Genomic DNA, 15,623 nt, shown 5'->3' with positions numbered 1-15,623 from the left:
TGCAACCCGCTATTCGGTATTGTTGACCGGATCGGTGGCGCCCAGCTGGGCTTCGACCAGACCCCGAACATCGATCCGCACCTTGAGCCGCGCCGCAAGCAGGGCCATGCCGCTGATCTTGCGCTGCACGAACAGCAGGTCCGTCGGGGGAATATGCCAGGCCTGCCGATCCGCCGCGATATCCATGCCTTCTTCGCTCAGCGCTGCGACATATTGGCGATCGCTGAAATCAAATAATCCCGGACGGTTCAGCTCGCCGATGATGACATCAATCATCTTGTCGATCCGGGTGCGGTGGCGGCTAATAGCTGCTTCGCCGACAAAACCCGCGATCAGTGCCTGTTCGCGCACCATGTCCCGATCGCCGTTCAGCGCGGCAAAGATCAGCTGGCGATATCCGTCCGCAACGGTCTTGCCGACCGGTCTGGTCGCACCAAAGTCGAGCAGCACCAGTGTGCCGCTGTCGGGCTGATAGCGGTAATTGGCGAAATTGGGATCAGACTGGATCACGCCAAACTCGAATATCTCGCGCAATACCAGCCGGAACAGCTTGTGCATGCTGTCGTCCCGCACCTCCTGCGGCGCGTCTTCCAGCTGTTCAATCGCCTTGCCTTCAACAAAGGACATGGCCAGCACCTGACTGGTGGTGAATTCGGTGTCGAGCGAGGGAACAACATAGTCGGGCGAATCCGCCAGCAGCTGGCCGAAGCGCGCCAGATATTCGCCTTCGCGCACATAGTCGGCTTCTTCATGCAACTGCAATTTGGCTTCGGCCAGCAGCGAAGAAATATCGAGTTCCGCCGGCAGGAGGCGGGACAGGCGGAGCAAGGTCGCGACATTGTCGACATCCGCATCAATGCTTTCCCGTACGCCAGGATATTGTACCTTGATCGCGAGATCCCGGCCGTCATGGGTCGTCGCCCGATGAACCTGCCCGATCGATGCCGCCGCGATCGGCCCGGGCCCGAACCGTTTGAACCGCCGGCGCCAGTCCCTGCCCCATTGCTCGGCGAGCACCTTTTGCAGCTGCTGCGGGGGCATCCGGTGGGCATTGTCACGCAGCCGCGCCATGATCTCCGCAAGTTCCGGAGGCAGCATGTCCCCGGCGTCCATCGAGATCATCTGACCCAGTTTCATGGCGGCCCCGCGCAGGTGAGACAGCCGTTCAGCCACCCGGGTCACATTGCGCGGCGTCAGCATCATGTCGCGCATGTCCGGTCGTTCACCGTCGGCGAGACGCCGGGCCCCTTCAGCAATCATCCCGCCGGCGACACCACTTGCGAGGCGCCCGAACTGGCCCAGCCGGGACAATCTGCCACTGGGAACGGCGCGATCCTTTGGATTATTTGTGTCCCTGGCCATGTCCTACCAGCCCCGGCTTCCCGGAATGCCCTTGAACGGCCCCGCCAGGTCGGAGGTAATCCATCCGCCGTAAAAGTCTCCAGGCTGAGCTGTGGCGGTTTCGCCATCTACATTGCACCGGTCAAACGGGCCGCAGTAAAAGGCAATATGATCGCGCAATATGGCAAAATCCGGAGATGGGCTGGGGTAACTCCAGCCGACACGGGGCAAGACCGTGTCGCCGACAACCACATCCCAATAGGCAGCCGCGCCTTTCCACTCACAGTAGGAGCTGCCTTCGGCCCGGCGCAACATACCTGGCGCGATATCATCCGGAGGGATATAGTAGCTCGGCGGGTGGCTTGTCTCCAGCGTGCGGATGCTTGCGTTGGTATCGGCGACGATCACACCCTGATGCTCGATGACAATATGGGACGAACAGGGGTCCGCGATCGCAGGCCGGGGAAAGTCCCAGACACTTTCCTGACCGGGTTGCACCGGTTCGGGTTGCGGTCTGAAGAAACGGGCATTCATAATCGGAGCTACTCCTTGCACGCCCTTATGGACATGTTGTCTGCACAAGCCTCGTGGCAGAAAGCATTGGGGTCCTGTTCCAGTCCGGCCTATTCTCCAATATGGGGATCGCGCGCCGAAAACCATATGTCCGAAAGACCCTGTTATGAGAATTGCCATTATCGGCTCCGGATTATCCGGCCTTGCAGCTGCCGAACGCCTGGTCTCGGGCGGCCACGAGGTCGAGCTGTTTGACAAGGCCCGCGGACCGGGCGGCCGCATGTCGACCCGCCGTGTGGATATTGAGGGCAAACCGGTCGGCTTTGACCATGGCGCGCAATATTTTACGGCACGAAATCCGGCGTTTCGGAAGATTGTGGCGGGCTGGGAGGCCGAAAACACTGTACAGCCCTGGCCGGCAGCAGGGACCGACGCATGGGTGGGCAGTCCGGCGATGAATACACCGGTCAAGAAACTGGCCAGCAATCATCAGATCAACTGGTCGACCCGGATCACCGGGCTGGCACGCACAGAAAACCGCTGGCAGCTGCAATGTCCAGAAGATTCCCTGCAAACCTGGTTTGATGCGGTCGTTATCGCCATACCCGCGGAACAAGCCGCGGACCTGTTGGCACCCTGGCATGCGGAATTTGCCGGACTGGCCCGGTCGACACCATCGGCTCCCTGCTGGACCGTCATGATTGCGTTCGACCGGTCGCTGGAAACGGAACAGGTCACGTTTCGTGATGATCCGGTCCTTGGCTGGGCCGCCCGCAACTCGGACAAGCCCGGGCGGGCCGAAACCGAAAGCTGGGTTCTGCAGGCATCGCCCGCCTGGTCGGCGGACCATCTGGAGGATGAGACGGCCGACGTGACCGCGAGGCTAGTTAAACGCTTTGAAGAGCTGTCCGGCACATCGCTGCCAAGACCTGTCTTCCAAACCGCCCATCGCTGGCGTTTTGCCCGGTCGGGCGGCACTGAGTTTACGGGACTATATGACCCCAGACTCCGGCTTGGCGTCTGCGGCGACTGGCTGATCGGACCGCGCGTCGAATGTGCCTGGCTGTCCGGAAACGCGCTGGGCGAAATGGTGATCGCAGAGGATTTCCGGATCAGTGCCGGAAGTGACGCCTTCCGGTAAACAGCATGGCGAGGCCGGCCTCGTCCGCTGCTGCAATGACTTCATCATCCCGGATCGAACCACCCGGCTGAATCACCGCCGTCGCTCCGGCTTCCACCGCAGCCATCAGGCCGTCGGCAAAAGGGAAAAAAGCATCTGAAGCCACGGCCGACCCGATAGTGCGCGGCTCCGGCCAGTCGGCCTTCTCAGCGGCATCTTTCGCTTTCCATGCCGCGATCCGCGCCGATTCCAGGCGGTTCATCTGACCGGCTCCCACGCCAGCCGTCGCGCCATCCTTTGCGTAGACAATGGCATTGGATTTGACATGCTTGGCAACGGTCCAGGCGAACAGGCAGTCCGCTTCTTCCTGCTCGGTCGGCTGGCGCTTCGTGACGCATTTCAGATCTCCCGGTGCAATCTGGCCATTGTCGCGAGATTGCAGAAGAAAACCACCAGCGATGGATTTGAAGGCCATGCCGCCGCGCGCCGGATCAGGCAGTTCACCGGTCAAGAGCAGCCGCAGATTTTTCTTTTTGGCAAATATTTCACGGGCCCCGGCATCGGCATCGGGCGCACAGACCACTTCTGTAAATATGCCGGTCATCGCTTCGGCTGCCGCGGCGTCCAGCGGCCGGTTGACGGCGATAATGCCGCCGAAGGCCGACACGCTGTCGCAGGCCAGCGCAGCCTTGTACGCGTCAAGAACCGTGTCCGCACTGGCCACGCCACAGGGATTCGCATGTTTGACAATCACCACGGTCGGCGGCCCGTCCCGAAACTCGCTGACCAGTTCCAGCGCCGCGTCGGCGTCATTGTAATTATTGTAGCTCAACGCCTTGCCCTGCAGCTGTTCGGCCTGCGCGATGCCGGAAGCCGATGGGCCAGCAGGCATATAAAGCGCGGCCTTCTGGTGCGGGTTTTCCCCATAGCGCAATTCGGTCGGCTGGTTCATCGTCAGCGGCAATGTGTCGGGGAACATCAGTCCCTGATCAGCAAAGCCGAACCACTGCGCAATCATGCTGTCATAGCTGGCCGTTGCTGCGAAAGCCTTGGCCGCCATTTTCTTGCGGAAGTCGAGACTGGTTGCGCCGTCACCAGACTGGAGTTCGATCACCAGTGTCGCATAGTCTGACGGGTCGGTGATGATCGTGACAAAGTCGTGATTCTTGGCCGCGCTGCGCACCATGCTCGGGCCACCAATATCGATATTCTCGATAATCTCGTCACGCCCGGCACCTTTCGCCACAGTCTGGGCAAAAGGATAGAGGTTGACCACCACGAGGTCGATTCCCGCAATGTCGTGTTCCTGCATCGATGCAACATGCCCGTCATCATCCCGCCGTGCGAGCAGGCCGCCATGGACCTTCGGGTGAAGCGTTTTGACCCGCCCGTCCATCATCTCGGGAAATTCGGTGACTTCGGAAATGTCCGCGACGTCCAGTCCCGCTTCGCGCAGAGCGGCCGCCGTGCCACCGGTGGATATCAGGGCCACGCCCATCGCCGCCAGTTCCTTGCCCAGTTCGGCGAGGCCGGTCTTGTCCGATACCGACAGCAAGGCCCGCTTGATCGCAATATTTTCCGTCATAATCTTTCGTCTATCCCATATGTTTGAGCAGCCAGCCGGTCGCGCCGCCGCCGCTGCCAACTGATCCCGTAATCACCATTTGCTGCACTTCGTGCGGTATGCCCATGCCGTCGACCCAGATGCTGTCTTCCAGTTCAATCTGTCCGCCGGTGGAACGGAACTGCCACAAATTTCCGTCTTTCAGCCGCAGCAGCACACCCTTGCCTTCGGAAATCAGGTCGCTTTCGATATCCGGGCCAAGATGAAAGCGCAGCGCAAATTCGACATCATCCTTGCGCCGACGCCGCTTCTTGCCATCGGGTATCAACATATCCTCACCGCGCAGTTCGAGTCCGTCGGACCGCAGCAACAGCAGGCGTTTGTGGATCAGCCCGAAGCGCCGGCCATAGCCGTCATGACTGGCTTCGAGCCGCGTGGCATTTTCGACATCGCGGCGGAACAGCTCCACTTCATTGACCCCGCGACCGAGCTTGCCATCCGGCAAAACCGAGGTGCTGTTGCTGTTGTTGATGCACAGGGTGCTGTGCGCCGCAGTCGTGCGCAAACCCCGGGCCAGCGAGGCGGGAATGGTCGCGCCAACCAGCCCGGCCCCGCCGCAATTGGAGATGATCCGGTTGTCGCCATTGGAAAATTCAAAGGCCAGGGTCGAGGCGCAGCCGGCGACGGCCATTCTGGCAATCGGTGGCGGAGCGGCATCCAGGATCAGCACCGACCGTCCCGAGGACACGCGCTGATAGCCCCAGTCCCGTGCCTGACGCAGCGGGCGAGCACGAATGCCGCTGGCGTCGACTATCTGGTCAATCGTTTCCACCGAGGTGGCGCCACTGCCCTGCCAGTTGCCCATGCTGCCGTCATAGTGGGTCAGGCCGGTGAGCGGCGGGACCGCCATGGCCAGCGCGTTGGCGACAAATTCGGGAGGATCTTCACCGCGGGCGATATAGACCTGGCTGAGCATCGAGAGAAGGATGACCGCATCCATCTGGTTAAGCGGGGATCGCGAGACCGATCCGCCATCAGCGAAGAAAAACTCGCTCATGGATTTTTCCAGCCCCGCCTCACCGACGATCCGGCGCACTCGGCCCTCGGGAATCAGGAGCGAAGCCGCGACGACGCCGCTCCAGGCCACGAGCCGCCCCAGACTGGAGGTCGCCTTGTCCGCCGTCCGGTCGAGATGCCGTGCGGTACGGGCGATATTGTTGAGAACCCTGGATCGGTAGACCAGATCATTGGAAGACAGGATCAGGGGGGCGTGACTGGCCCAGATCAGCAACCGCCAGCCGCAATTGTCCGGCCGCCAGGCTGGTTGCCGGACCCGGGCGCCATTGGCTTCCAGCCACTGGTCCATCAGCCGTTCCGCGACGGGTACGGCCTGGTCCCGGGACGCGGCGGTATCGAGATCCCGGAGCCACTGGAACCGGTGGACATAATCCTCAAAAGCCGGCGGAAGTTTCAGATCGGCGAAATCCACCTTGTCGAGTTTCTTCTTCAGGCCGCGAAACAGGAAATGTCCGGCGCGCACCGCCATGCCTTGCACCCGGTTGCCTTCCACTGGATCAACCGGAACCGCGAGCAGTCGCAGCGGCAATTTGCCAGATAGTCGCAAGCGGTGAAGCGGCATCCGCCAGGTCATGCGGTAGTAGAGCAGCGCGGCCTGTTCAGCGAGCGACTGGCCTCGGTCACCGCTGTGGCGCAGGGTCAGACTCCGCCCCTCGGGAGCCTCTGTCGCTTCCCCGGCATAGCGATCCCGTTCCGGCTTCACCTCTTCATCCTCGCGGGGATTTTTGTCAGGCCAGTCCTGAATCATCCACCCCTCAGGCCCCGGATATTGGCGGCATAGTGATCCGCCCCCCCGCGAAATGTCGCGGTCCCTGCGACCAGCGTGTCCGCACCGGCGGCTATGGCCTTCGGGGCCGTGGTCTGGTCAATCCCGCCATCAACTTCCAGACGGATATCCTTGCCGGTCGCTTCGATGCGCTGGCGGATCGCTTCGATCTTGCGCAACTGGGTGTCAATGAAGCTCTGACCGCCAAAACCGGGATTCACGCTCATCACCAGTATGAGGTCCAGATCATCGATCAGGTAATCGAGGCAGTCCAGCGATGTTGCCGGATTCAGCACCAGACCAGCCTGTTTGCCGAGGGCATGGATGGTCTGCACCGTCCGGTGCGGATGTGCCCCGGCTTCGGGATGGAAGGAAATAATATCGGCACCGGCGGCAGCGAAATCTTCCAGATACTGATCCACGGGTGCGATCATCAGGTGCACGTCAAACGGCTTCTCGCTGTGCGGTCTCAGCGCTTTGACCACGCCCGGCCCGATCGTGATATTGGGAACAAAATGCCCGTCCATGACGTCGATATGGACCCAGTCGCATCCGGCCTCGTCAATCGCGCGAACCTCTTCTCCCAGGCGTGCGAAGTCCGCAGACAGGATGGATGGAGCAATACGGATCGGGCTGGTCATGACAGTTCCTTTGCGCCCAGCCTCTAGGATTTTTGAACCGCCGCTGCAAGCCGTGAAACCCCCGAAAACCCAATGGCCTGTGGACAAATTGGGGACAGGCCGGATTTTTCTGCAGGATCAGCTTTTCCGGCGCATCCGGGCAATAAAAAACCCGTCGAGAGTGCCCTGTTCTTCGAGCATGCCGGGAAGAGTACGAACAGTGCCGTCCGCCGTTGGCGCAATCCCCTCCGGCAACTCCGACGATGCGACAGGATCGATCACATAATCGCTATTTTCTGCGAGAAATTCCGTGACCTGGTCTTCGCCTTCTTCCGGCTCGAGCGAGCAGACGGCATAGACCAGCAACCCGCCCGGTTTGACCCAGGCAGCGGCGCGGCGCAGCAATCCGGTCTGCACTTCCGCGCGGTCGGCGATCTGGCGCGCACCGATACAATGCAGCACATCCGGATGCCGGCGAAAAATGCCGGTCGCACTGCAGGGTGCATCCAGCAGCACGGCATCGGCCAGTTCGGGCGACTCCCAGCGCATCAGATCGGCAATGACGGTTTCGCTTTCGAGCCCGGTGCGTGTCATATTCTCGTGATAGCGGATCATGCGCTTTTCGGAGCTGTCGACAGAGACAACCCGCCAGCCTGACGCCGCCAGCTGCATCGATTTGCCGCCAGGCGCGGCGCACAGATCGAGAACCGTTCGCCCCTCGCCATGCCCCAGGAGACGCGCCGGAAGCGAAGCCGCCAGATCCTGGACCCAGAAGTCCCCCTCTGCAAATCCCGGAAGTTCGGTGACAGGAGCCGGGTCCGTCAGGCGCAAATGCCGGGATGCCAGCGACAGGCCTTGCAGAGCGGGAGCGGTTTGTTCCTCACGGAAAGACAGGTCAACCGGCGGAGGAACAGCCCAGGCGCGACAGGCGGCTGCAGCGGTGTCTTCGCCCCAGTTATGCGTCCACCGATCCAGTGTCTCACCCGGAATTTCGGGATATTCTGGTATTTTCAACTTGCCGTTGTCGATGCCGCGCATGACTGTGGAGAAGACCCCATGGACCAGCCGCCTTGGGCCGCCATGCACCAGTGGCAAGGCGGTGGCGATGGCAGCATGTTGCGGGGTTTCGAGAATCAGGACCTGCGCCAGAGCAATCCGCAAGGCCATGCGGGCCTTGGCATCATCAGCCAGCCGGTTGCGGGTGGCACTGTCGATCATGGCGTCGAGCGCCGTCATCCAGCGCAGCACATTGGCCGCAATATTGTGAGCGAGCGCCTTGTCGGACGGATTGGACAGCCGTCCGGTCGCGGCGGGCATGGCCTGATCCAGAGTCTCGCCACGCCGGCAGACGGCATCGAGCAGACGCAGGGCAGCCTGGCGCGCGGGAAGTCCGGGGACCTTCCGGTCTGGTCGGGAATTGTTCATTGCGGGCGCTTCCCACAATTGCCGCCAAAAGGCCAGATCAACAATCGGTCAATGCAGGATTTGCGGTGGTCAAGACTTCTGCGCGTCTAGCGCGAACGGGTCGGATCCAGCGCGCTGCGCCGGGCTTTCAGACGGCCCATGTCTCCAATCTCGTCCGATCGTCCGGACCAGCCATCGGCGCCGCCGCCACTGGCCATGTCCTGCAGCGCCGCAATGCGATCTTCGGTGGCGGGATGGGTCGAAAACATCTGCCGGACTCCGGCGGGCACGATATAGAGCTGGGCGGCGGCGGGATTGCGCTCGGCCACCGGATTGGGAATGCGCTGGGCCTTTCCCGAAATTTTGGCGAGCGCAGAGGCCAGCGCCAGCGGCTTGCCGCTGATTTCTGCAGCCGAGCGATCGGCGCCAAATTCGCGAGTCCGGCTGATCGCCATCTGGACAATCATCGCAGCAAAGGGGGCGATAAAAATCGCCATGATCCCCGCAATGCCGCGATTGCTGCGAAAGAACATGCCGAAATTGGCCAGCATCGAAACCGCACCTGCAATCGTCGCCACCATCGTCATGATCAGTGTATCGCGATTTTTCACATGTCCGAGCTCGTGCGCCATCACGCCTTCCACTTCTTCGTGGCTGAGCACTTTGAGCAGACCCGTTGTCGCCGCCACTGCAGAGTTTTCGGGATTGCGCCCGGTTGCAAAAGCATTGGGCTGGTCCTGATCAACGATATAGACTTTCGGCATGGGAAGGTCCGCCCGCTGGGCGAGGCGCTGGACCATCGCATAAAATTCCGGATGGCTCCGGGCATCCACCTCGACCGCCTTGTGCATTTTCAGGACGATTTTGTCGGCATTCCAGTAGGTAAACAGGTTCATGCCGGCGGCCACGATCAGCGCGAGAACCGCTCCGCGGCCACCGCCAAGAGAAAAGCCCATGACCATGAACAGAGCCGTCAATGCCGCCAGAAGCATGGTAGTCTTGAGAAAATTCATTGCTGTCACTCGCTTGATATACTTGCCTGTACGTTCAATATAGGAAGAGAGGCGGGATTTTCAATTTTGCGAAAGAGCGCAGTCATGTCGGAAAAAGAGGGGAAAACCCCGAGAACAGAAAAGCGAAAGCCGGGCGAACGGCCCGCACATATCCGGCCACCGGCCCATCTGTCCAAGAGCCCGCCAGTTCCCCAGCCCGACCCGATCGATGGGGAGGACGCAGCGAAAGACAAAAAGGGTCCGACCCGTTACGGTGACTGGGTGCACAAGGGCATTGCCATCGATTTTTGACTCCGTTGCCAGATTCAGCACATGCGAGGGAGGGCTGGCATGAAATATCTTTTCGGTGCCGCGGCGCTGATCGCCATATTGGCGGTCATCGGTTATAGCCTCTGGATGCCGCTTCCCGACACGCCTGCTCGTGACGCCGTCGGTACAGCCAAAATGCTGGAGCGGGATGATCGCACGCTGGGCTATCATGTCACCGGAAAAGGGCCGCCCGTCCTGTTGCTCGCGAGCGCCGGACGCGAAGCCAGCGACTTCAATGAACTGGCGCTCGCGCTGGGTCTGGCCGGGTATCGCACCATCGCCTTTGATGCCCACGGGATTGGTAGCACGACGCTGCCCGCCGGTCCCTTTACCTTGTTCGACATGGCCGACGACGTCCATGCGATTGTCGACGCTGAGACGGAATCGGGTGAAAAAGTGACCGTCATTGGCCATGCCTTTGGCAATCGCCTCGCCCGCGCCTTTGCCAGCCGGCATGACAATCATATGCAGTCGGTCATTCTGATTGCATCGGGCGGAGCCAGGCCCATTCCCCCCAAAGCGGATACCGCGCTGCGGGCGGTCTTTGACCCGCGCCGGACCGTCGCGCAGCGGACCGCGGATATAGACTATGCGTTTTTCGCCGACGGCAATGAGATTCCCGACTACTGGCTGGTTGGATGGCATCGCCATACCGCTATTCTGCAGGGCAAGGCCAAGGGCACGGACAGTTATGACCAGTGGGGCGCTGGCGGGACTACACCGATGCTGGTGCTACAGGCCGCGGAGGACACCATCGCCCCGCCGGAAGATGCCGGCATCCCGCTCGCCGCCCAATATCCGGACCGGGTTGAACTGGTTATGATCGCCGGCGCCGGGCATGCCCTGCTTCCCGAACAGCCAGACGCTATCGCCCGGGCAATTCTTGATTTCATGGAAAAGCAAAATGACAGTTAGTGCAGAAATTGCCGCCCTGATTGGCGCCCTCATCGGTGCCGGCGCCTCCATTCTTACCGCCTGGCTCGCCTGGTGGCTGGCGCAACGGCGCGAGAACCGGCTGGATGACAAACGCAAGCAGCGCCTGCTGCTTTTGCTGAGCGGGGAAAAGTACAAATGGCGATCGATAGACACGCTCTCATCCGCCGTCGGGGCCGACGAGATCAAGACCAAGGAACTGCTGCTCGAAATCGACGCCCGCCAGAGCCTCTCCAACAACAGCAGCTGGGGGCTGATTTCACGCAATCCCTATCCCGAGGATATTCAGCCAAAGGACTGAGGCCTATTCCTCCGGGACGGCATAAAAATCGCGATAGGAAACAAGCAACCCGTCGCGCACCTTGTAGAGACCAACGCCTTCCACGTCCCCGTCCGGACGTTTCCACAACCAGCGCGACCAGGCGACCGTCTCGTCTCCGGCAATTTCGAGCACTTCGAAATGCATTTTCTTGTCGGCCAGCTCCTTCGTCAGCTGATGCAGCAACTGCGTGATCGCTTCCTTGCCTTCCACCCGGCCAATGGCCGGATCCTCAAACACCGCGTCATCGGCGAAAAGCGGGATCAGTCTGGAATAGTCATGGCCATCCTGAATCTCCCAGAATGTTTCGATCACCTGCTTTGCGTTCTTCATTTTTCAGCCCCTTTCTGTTTCGCCAATGCTCGCTCAAAAGCCTTTTCCAGCCCGGCCATCAGCCTGGGAAAAGCGTCCTGGTCGACAAAGGCGTTGCTGTCTCCGGCGGTCTGTGCGGCGCGTTTCGCCTGAAGGCCGAAAAATTCGGGATGATTGGCGAGCAGGATATCCGGTTGCCAGTCCCGGGTCAGAGCAAATGTCCGGCGGTAATCGGCAACGATGCCTGCATATTGCGGCGGTCCGACCAGCCGGTTGGCGGCAACCGTCGCCGAACAAAAGAACAGCACCTGCAGTGATTTTCCTTCATGCGGCAGATCCATCATCCAGCTGGTGCAGCCCCGTGTATGGCCCGGCGTTATCCGGGCGGTGAGCGTAATCCCGCCAAGACCAACCTGCTCGCCATCGGCAATGATCCTGTCTACCTCGACGGGCGGGGCATTGAGGGCGCTGTCCTCTTCCGAGCCAAGATAGAATCCGTCCTCGAGAGCCGAACGGTCGCCTTCGCTGGCCACCATTTGTGCACCGCTGAGTTGCTTCAATTCCGCCAGACCGCCACTATGATCGAGATGCGCATGGCTGTTCAGCAGGATTTTGATGTCTGCCGGATCAAAGCCGAGCGTGCGGATGGCATCGGCAACATATTTCCCCTGCCCCGGCATCCCGCCGTCCAGCACGATATGCCCGTCCGGTGTGGGAATGAAATACATGCCGAGACCAGCGGTGCCGACATAATAGACCCCGCCCATTTCCGGTCCGGCGACACGAAAAGGGGGTACAGCAGCAAACCAGGAGGGAAAGGTTTTTTCCCAGTCAAAGCTCTCGGGAATTTCGCCTTCTGCAATTTTTGATATTGTCGCTATCGGATCATCATCTCCCGCTGGCGGAGCTTTGTCCGCCTCTGGCTGGACCGGCGCACAGGCGGCCAATGCCACGATTATCGATGCACAAACCGCTTTTCGCATCGCTGGATAATTTCCGCAAAAGCCCATCTTCTTCTCCCTGCCATGCCGGTGCTACCGGGCGAGAGATGAACAGGCAATGTCTTATCCCGCGTGACGGGAATCTTATCTTTGCGCAAAGAAGCGCCGGGTATCGTCGTCCATCGGGAACATCATTTCGATGCGGGTTTCCCCTGCCCGCGTGTCCTGCACCGAACCGAACTGGGCGATGGTCGAGAACAGCGACAGCCGGTTTTCTCCGACCCGGAAAATGGTCGGGATCACAGCCTGGTTGAAGTTGATCGCAGCGACATCAATCTGCTTGACCCGGTCAAGATCCGACAGCCTTTTCGCTAGCGCCGACAGCTTCTCGTCGCCGCCCAGTTCGAGTATCTCGGTTCGCAGCCGGGACAGCGACAGCACCGCCACTTCGTCCCAGTTTTCAATCAGGTCGAGATTGGCGCTGTTGATCAGGATATCCATCAGATTGGCCCCCCCGTTCGGGCTGGCCAGGCCCAGCATCATCGCCGCGCCCTGATTGGACTGCACCACATTCCAGTGCCGGTCGACAGCAATGCCAGGAAACGGATCATGATGGCGCAACATGGTGGCAATCGCCTCGTTCACCGGTGCCAGCTCGGGCGCATCCTGCGGCAGATTCGGATAGACCGGCGCAAACCCCGCAGCATGCAGGACCTGATTGGCGGCAGGCTTGGGCAGTTGCAGCGCGTCCGACAGACGCAGCACCATCGCCCGGCTGGGATTGGCGCGCCCGGATTCCAGAAAACTGAGATGGCGCGCCGACATGTCGGCTTCCAGCGACAGGTCCAGCTGGCTGAAGCGACGAATGCTCCGCCACTGTTTCAGCATCGCTCCAAATTCCGTCTGCATGTCCGGTTCCTTTCCTTCACTGCGGCCTGTCATGACATCTTGTAGCAGGGCTCGCACTTACCTGACAGGTAATTGCCCTGATTATGCGGCCATGCTTTGACCGGGAAACCATCAATCAAGGAGATTTTCCATGTCACCTCAGGCTGCTGCCCGGACCATGCGTATCATCGGCTGGATATCGATACCTGTCGCCCTGTTCTTTGCCTGGGGCAGCGTGTCCGATGTCACCGGTGCGAACAATCTGTTCTTTCAATATGCCGCTTCCGGCGACGAGGGCATTGCCGGGATCGCGACGCAGCAGGCCAAGCTGGCGCTGGCCATTGGCGGCGGGCTTTTTGGCGGTCTTATGGGTTATTACGTTTTCATTTCCGCACCCGGAATAGCGGAAGGCAATGCGTTGATCCGGCGCGGGACAATCTATGCCTTCCTGACCTGGTTCGTCATCGACAGCAGTGCATCGATCGGCACGGGCAACGCGTTCAATGCCGTGATCAATGTCGCCATACTTGCGCTGTATCTGGCACCCGTCCTGCTGGCGCGGACCGAAGCCTCAGCGCAGCAGGCCTGAGCATATCCGATTCAGCTGACGTTGTGTACGTCTTTGATCCAGGGGCCAAAGGGCGAATTGCCGAGCATTGCAACCTGCGTCTTTGCGCTCACCTCATTGATCGCAAGCGCAGGTTTGCGGCCCGGGTGCACTGGCAAACGTAGCGGTCGCTTGCCCGGCGCCATGGCGATGACATCCGCAATGGCCCGGGGGACATCCATCGGATCGGTGGAACCGCCGATATCGCGCAAGGCCCCGGCGACCAGTTCCGGATAGGCGGCTTTCTGCGCATCCGAGGCCCGTTCGAGCATCGGCGCCGTGAGTTTGCTGCCGTTAGTCCAGATTTTCGTCGGGAAGCCGCCGGGCTGGACGACCGTGACATCCACGCCGTGCGGCACCAGTTCATAGGCCATTTGCTCGCTCATCGATTCCAGTGCGAATTTGGTAGAGCTGTACAGCCCCATGCCCGGAATCATCACCCGTCCCAGCTGCGACGAGACGTTCATGATCAAACCCGATTTCTTCGCCCGCATGGCCGGCAGCACCGCACGCGCGACGCGTTGCGGCCCCATGACATTGGTGTCGAACAACAGCTGCATTGCTTCCATATCCTGAAGTTCGACCGGTGCTCCGGTACCGATACCGGCATTGTTGATCACGACTTCCAGCGCACCGCCATTCTGCTTTTCCGCTTCGGCGATCGCCTTGCTTACCGAATCATCCGACAGTACATCCAGTTCGAGAATCGTGACATCGCCCTCTCCCGCATCGGCTTTCAGGCTATCTGCCTCGGCTCGCGGGAGGTTACGCATGGTGGCAAAGACCTTCGCGCCCATTGCCGCATAGTGCAGTGCCCCGAGATAGCCGAAGCCAGAGGAACAGCCCGTAATCAGCACCGACTTGCCCTTGAGGCTGGCACTGCCTTCGGTGGCAGCAACCGACTGGCAGGCGGTCAGCGCGACACCGGTGGCAGCAGTTGCCGCGAGCAGCTGGCGGCGGTTGATCGTCTTGTCGGTCATGATTTGTCTCCTGATGGGGTTTCGGCTCTCAACATTGCACAATAATGCGGTATAGCTCGACGGATAACAAGAGTCGGGAGGAGTGATGCATGAAAATTTCCAACGCAAGCGTAGCTGTTGGTGGACTGGTGGAGGATGTAGATCTTGCCCATGTGACCGATGACCAATTTGCCGAACTGCGCGATGCCTTTCACCAGCATGGCGCCTTGTTCTTTCGCAACCAGTCGCTGACACCGGAACAGCATATTGCCTTTGCCGAGCGCTGGGGGGACATCGATATCAACCGCTTTTTCACGCCGGTTGAAGGCTACCCCCAGATCGCGAAGGTTCTCAAGGAACCCGATCAGCAGATGAATATCGGAGGCGGCTGGCATACCGATCACAGCTATGATGAAATCCCTGCCATGGGCTCGGTACTATACGCACTGGAAATTCCGCCCACGGGCGGCGACACCCTGTTTGCCGGCATGGCCGCAGCCTATGATGCGCTCGATGACGAGATGAAAGAGCGCGTTGACGGACTGAACGCGCGTCACGGCAATGCGCATATTTTCGGCAAGGATAGCGATTATCAGAAAAAATTCGGCGGTCGGTTCGGCAATACGGAATCGGCGGTGCAGGAAGCCGTGCATCCCGTGGTCCTCGAGCATCCGGAAACCGGGGTCAAAGGGCTATATGTCAATCCCGGCTTCACGCTGGGCATCGAAGGCATGGCGCCGGAGGAAAGCGGCGAACTGCTGGCGACGCTCTATGCCCATATCATGCAACCGCAATTTCATTTCCGTTTCCAGTGGAGCGAGGGCGCGCTGGCCATGTGGGACAATCGTTCCACTTGGCATTACGCGCTGAATGATTATCAGGGGCACCGGCGCTATCTCAACCGGATCACGGTTGCCGGTGTGCCGCTTCACTGATT

At 60.4% G+C, this 15,623-nt stretch carries 17 protein-coding genes; 6 read left to right on the top strand and 11 right to left on the bottom strand.

Going from position 1 to position 15,623, the window contains the following annotated elements:
* Positions 1–9 precede the first annotated feature (9 nt).
* Positions 10–1,362, bottom strand: coding sequence for an ABC1 kinase family protein (locus BUQ90_RS04430; RefSeq protein WP_074203893.1), 1,353 nt, complete (start codon positions 1,360–1,362; stop codon positions 10–12).
* A gap of 3 nt (positions 1,363–1,365) precedes the next feature.
* Positions 1,366–1,875 (bottom strand): DUF427 domain-containing protein, encoded by a 510-nt coding sequence (locus BUQ90_RS04425; protein WP_074203892.1) that lies wholly within the window; start codon positions 1,873–1,875, stop codon positions 1,366–1,368.
* A 145-nt stretch (positions 1,876–2,020) separates the two neighbouring features.
* Here BUQ90_RS04425 and BUQ90_RS04420 point away from each other — a divergent pair, with 145 nt between their 5' ends.
* Entirely contained in the window at positions 2,021–2,995 is a 975-nt protein-coding gene (locus BUQ90_RS04420; RefSeq protein ID WP_074203891.1) for an NAD(P)/FAD-dependent oxidoreductase, read from the top strand.
* Here BUQ90_RS04420 and purH read toward each other — a convergent pair.
* From purH to htpX, 5 genes are all read right to left on the bottom strand, one after another.
* Positions 2,967–4,559 (bottom strand): bifunctional phosphoribosylaminoimidazolecarboxamide formyltransferase/IMP cyclohydrolase, encoded by a 1,593-nt coding sequence (purH, locus tag BUQ90_RS04415; protein ID WP_074203890.1) that lies wholly within the window; start codon positions 4,557–4,559, stop codon positions 2,967–2,969. The genes BUQ90_RS04420 and purH overlap by 29 nt on opposite strands.
* A 10-nt stretch (positions 4,560–4,569) precedes the next feature.
* Positions 4,570–6,363 (bottom strand): heparinase II/III family protein, encoded by a 1,794-nt coding sequence (locus BUQ90_RS04410; protein WP_084192482.1) that lies wholly within the window; start codon positions 6,361–6,363, stop codon positions 4,570–4,572.
* Positions 6,360–7,022, bottom strand: a complete 663-nt coding sequence (rpe, locus tag BUQ90_RS04405) for a ribulose-phosphate 3-epimerase (protein WP_074203889.1) — start codon at positions 7,020–7,022, stop codon at positions 6,360–6,362. Before rpe ends, BUQ90_RS04410 begins: the two co-directional genes overlap by 4 nt.
* A 117-nt stretch (positions 7,023–7,139) precedes the next feature.
* Positions 7,140–8,426, bottom strand: a complete 1,287-nt coding sequence (locus tag BUQ90_RS04400; RefSeq protein ID WP_074203888.1) for an RsmB/NOP family class I SAM-dependent RNA methyltransferase — start codon at positions 8,424–8,426, stop codon at positions 7,140–7,142.
* An 86-nt stretch (positions 8,427–8,512) separates the two neighbouring features.
* A complete protein-coding gene (htpX, locus tag BUQ90_RS04395) occupies positions 8,513–9,418 on the bottom strand; it encodes a zinc metalloprotease HtpX (protein WP_074203887.1) in 906 nt (301 codons plus the stop codon).
* Positions 9,419–9,502: 84 nt separating this feature from the next.
* Here htpX and BUQ90_RS04390 point away from each other — a divergent pair, with 84 nt between their 5' ends.
* From BUQ90_RS04390 to BUQ90_RS04380, 3 genes are read left to right on the top strand one after another with little or no spacing between them, the layout of a single operon-like run.
* Positions 9,503–9,709, top strand: coding sequence for a DUF1674 domain-containing protein (locus BUQ90_RS04390; RefSeq protein WP_074203886.1), 207 nt, complete (start codon positions 9,503–9,505; stop codon positions 9,707–9,709).
* A 39-nt stretch (positions 9,710–9,748) separates the two neighbouring features.
* Positions 9,749–10,642, top strand: coding sequence for an alpha/beta fold hydrolase (locus tag BUQ90_RS04385; protein ID WP_074203885.1), 894 nt, complete (start codon positions 9,749–9,751; stop codon positions 10,640–10,642).
* A complete protein-coding gene (locus BUQ90_RS04380; protein WP_074203884.1) occupies positions 10,632–10,961 on the top strand; it encodes a hypothetical protein in 330 nt (109 codons plus the stop codon). The genes BUQ90_RS04385 and BUQ90_RS04380 overlap by 11 nt, the downstream gene beginning before the upstream one ends.
* A 3-nt stretch (positions 10,962–10,964) precedes the next feature.
* Here the strand turns inward: BUQ90_RS04380 and BUQ90_RS04375 are convergent, their stop codons facing one another.
* The 3 genes from BUQ90_RS04375 to BUQ90_RS04365 all read right to left on the bottom strand — a co-directional run bounded on the left by BUQ90_RS04375 (position 10,965) and on the right by BUQ90_RS04365 (position 13,141).
* A complete protein-coding gene (locus tag BUQ90_RS04375) occupies positions 10,965–11,312 on the bottom strand; it encodes a nuclear transport factor 2 family protein (RefSeq protein ID WP_074203883.1) in 348 nt (115 codons plus the stop codon).
* The gene (gene bla, locus BUQ90_RS04370; RefSeq protein WP_159437027.1) at positions 11,309–12,274 is read right to left on the bottom strand and encodes a subclass B3 metallo-beta-lactamase; all 966 of its coding nucleotides are present in this window, start codon (positions 12,272–12,274) and stop codon (positions 11,309–11,311) included. Before bla ends, BUQ90_RS04375 begins: the two co-directional genes overlap by 4 nt.
* 102 nt (positions 12,275–12,376) lie before the next feature.
* On the bottom strand, positions 12,377–13,141 hold the full coding sequence (locus BUQ90_RS04365) for a helix-turn-helix domain-containing protein (RefSeq protein ID WP_074204871.1): 765 nt from the start codon (positions 13,139–13,141) through the stop codon (positions 12,377–12,379).
* 130 nt (positions 13,142–13,271) lie between these two features.
* On the opposite strand from BUQ90_RS04365, the gene BUQ90_RS04360 reads away from it, so the two are divergent.
* On the top strand, positions 13,272–13,709 hold the full coding sequence (locus BUQ90_RS04360; protein WP_074203881.1) for a hypothetical protein: 438 nt from the start codon (positions 13,272–13,274) through the stop codon (positions 13,707–13,709).
* Between the two features lie 11 nt (positions 13,710–13,720).
* Here the strand turns inward: BUQ90_RS04360 and BUQ90_RS04355 are convergent, their stop codons facing one another.
* Positions 13,721–14,707: an SDR family oxidoreductase gene (locus tag BUQ90_RS04355; RefSeq protein ID WP_074203880.1), complete on the bottom strand. Its 987-nt coding sequence runs from the start codon at positions 14,705–14,707 to the stop codon at positions 13,721–13,723.
* 89 nt (positions 14,708–14,796) lie between these two features.
* Here BUQ90_RS04355 and BUQ90_RS04350 point away from each other — a divergent pair, with 89 nt between their 5' ends.
* Positions 14,797–15,621 carry a TauD/TfdA dioxygenase family protein gene (locus BUQ90_RS04350; RefSeq protein WP_074203879.1) on the top strand — a complete coding sequence of 275 codons (825 nt, stop codon included), beginning with the start codon at positions 14,797–14,799 and terminating at the stop codon, positions 15,619–15,621.
* Positions 15,622–15,623 lie beyond the last annotated feature (2 nt).

Origin of the sequence: Parasphingorhabdus marina DSM 22363 (assembly GCF_900128895.1) — a bacterium.
Taxonomy (GTDB): Bacteria; Pseudomonadota; Alphaproteobacteria; order Sphingomonadales; family Sphingomonadaceae; genus Parasphingorhabdus; species Parasphingorhabdus marina.
This window is presented reverse-complemented; position numbering and strand designations above follow the sequence as displayed.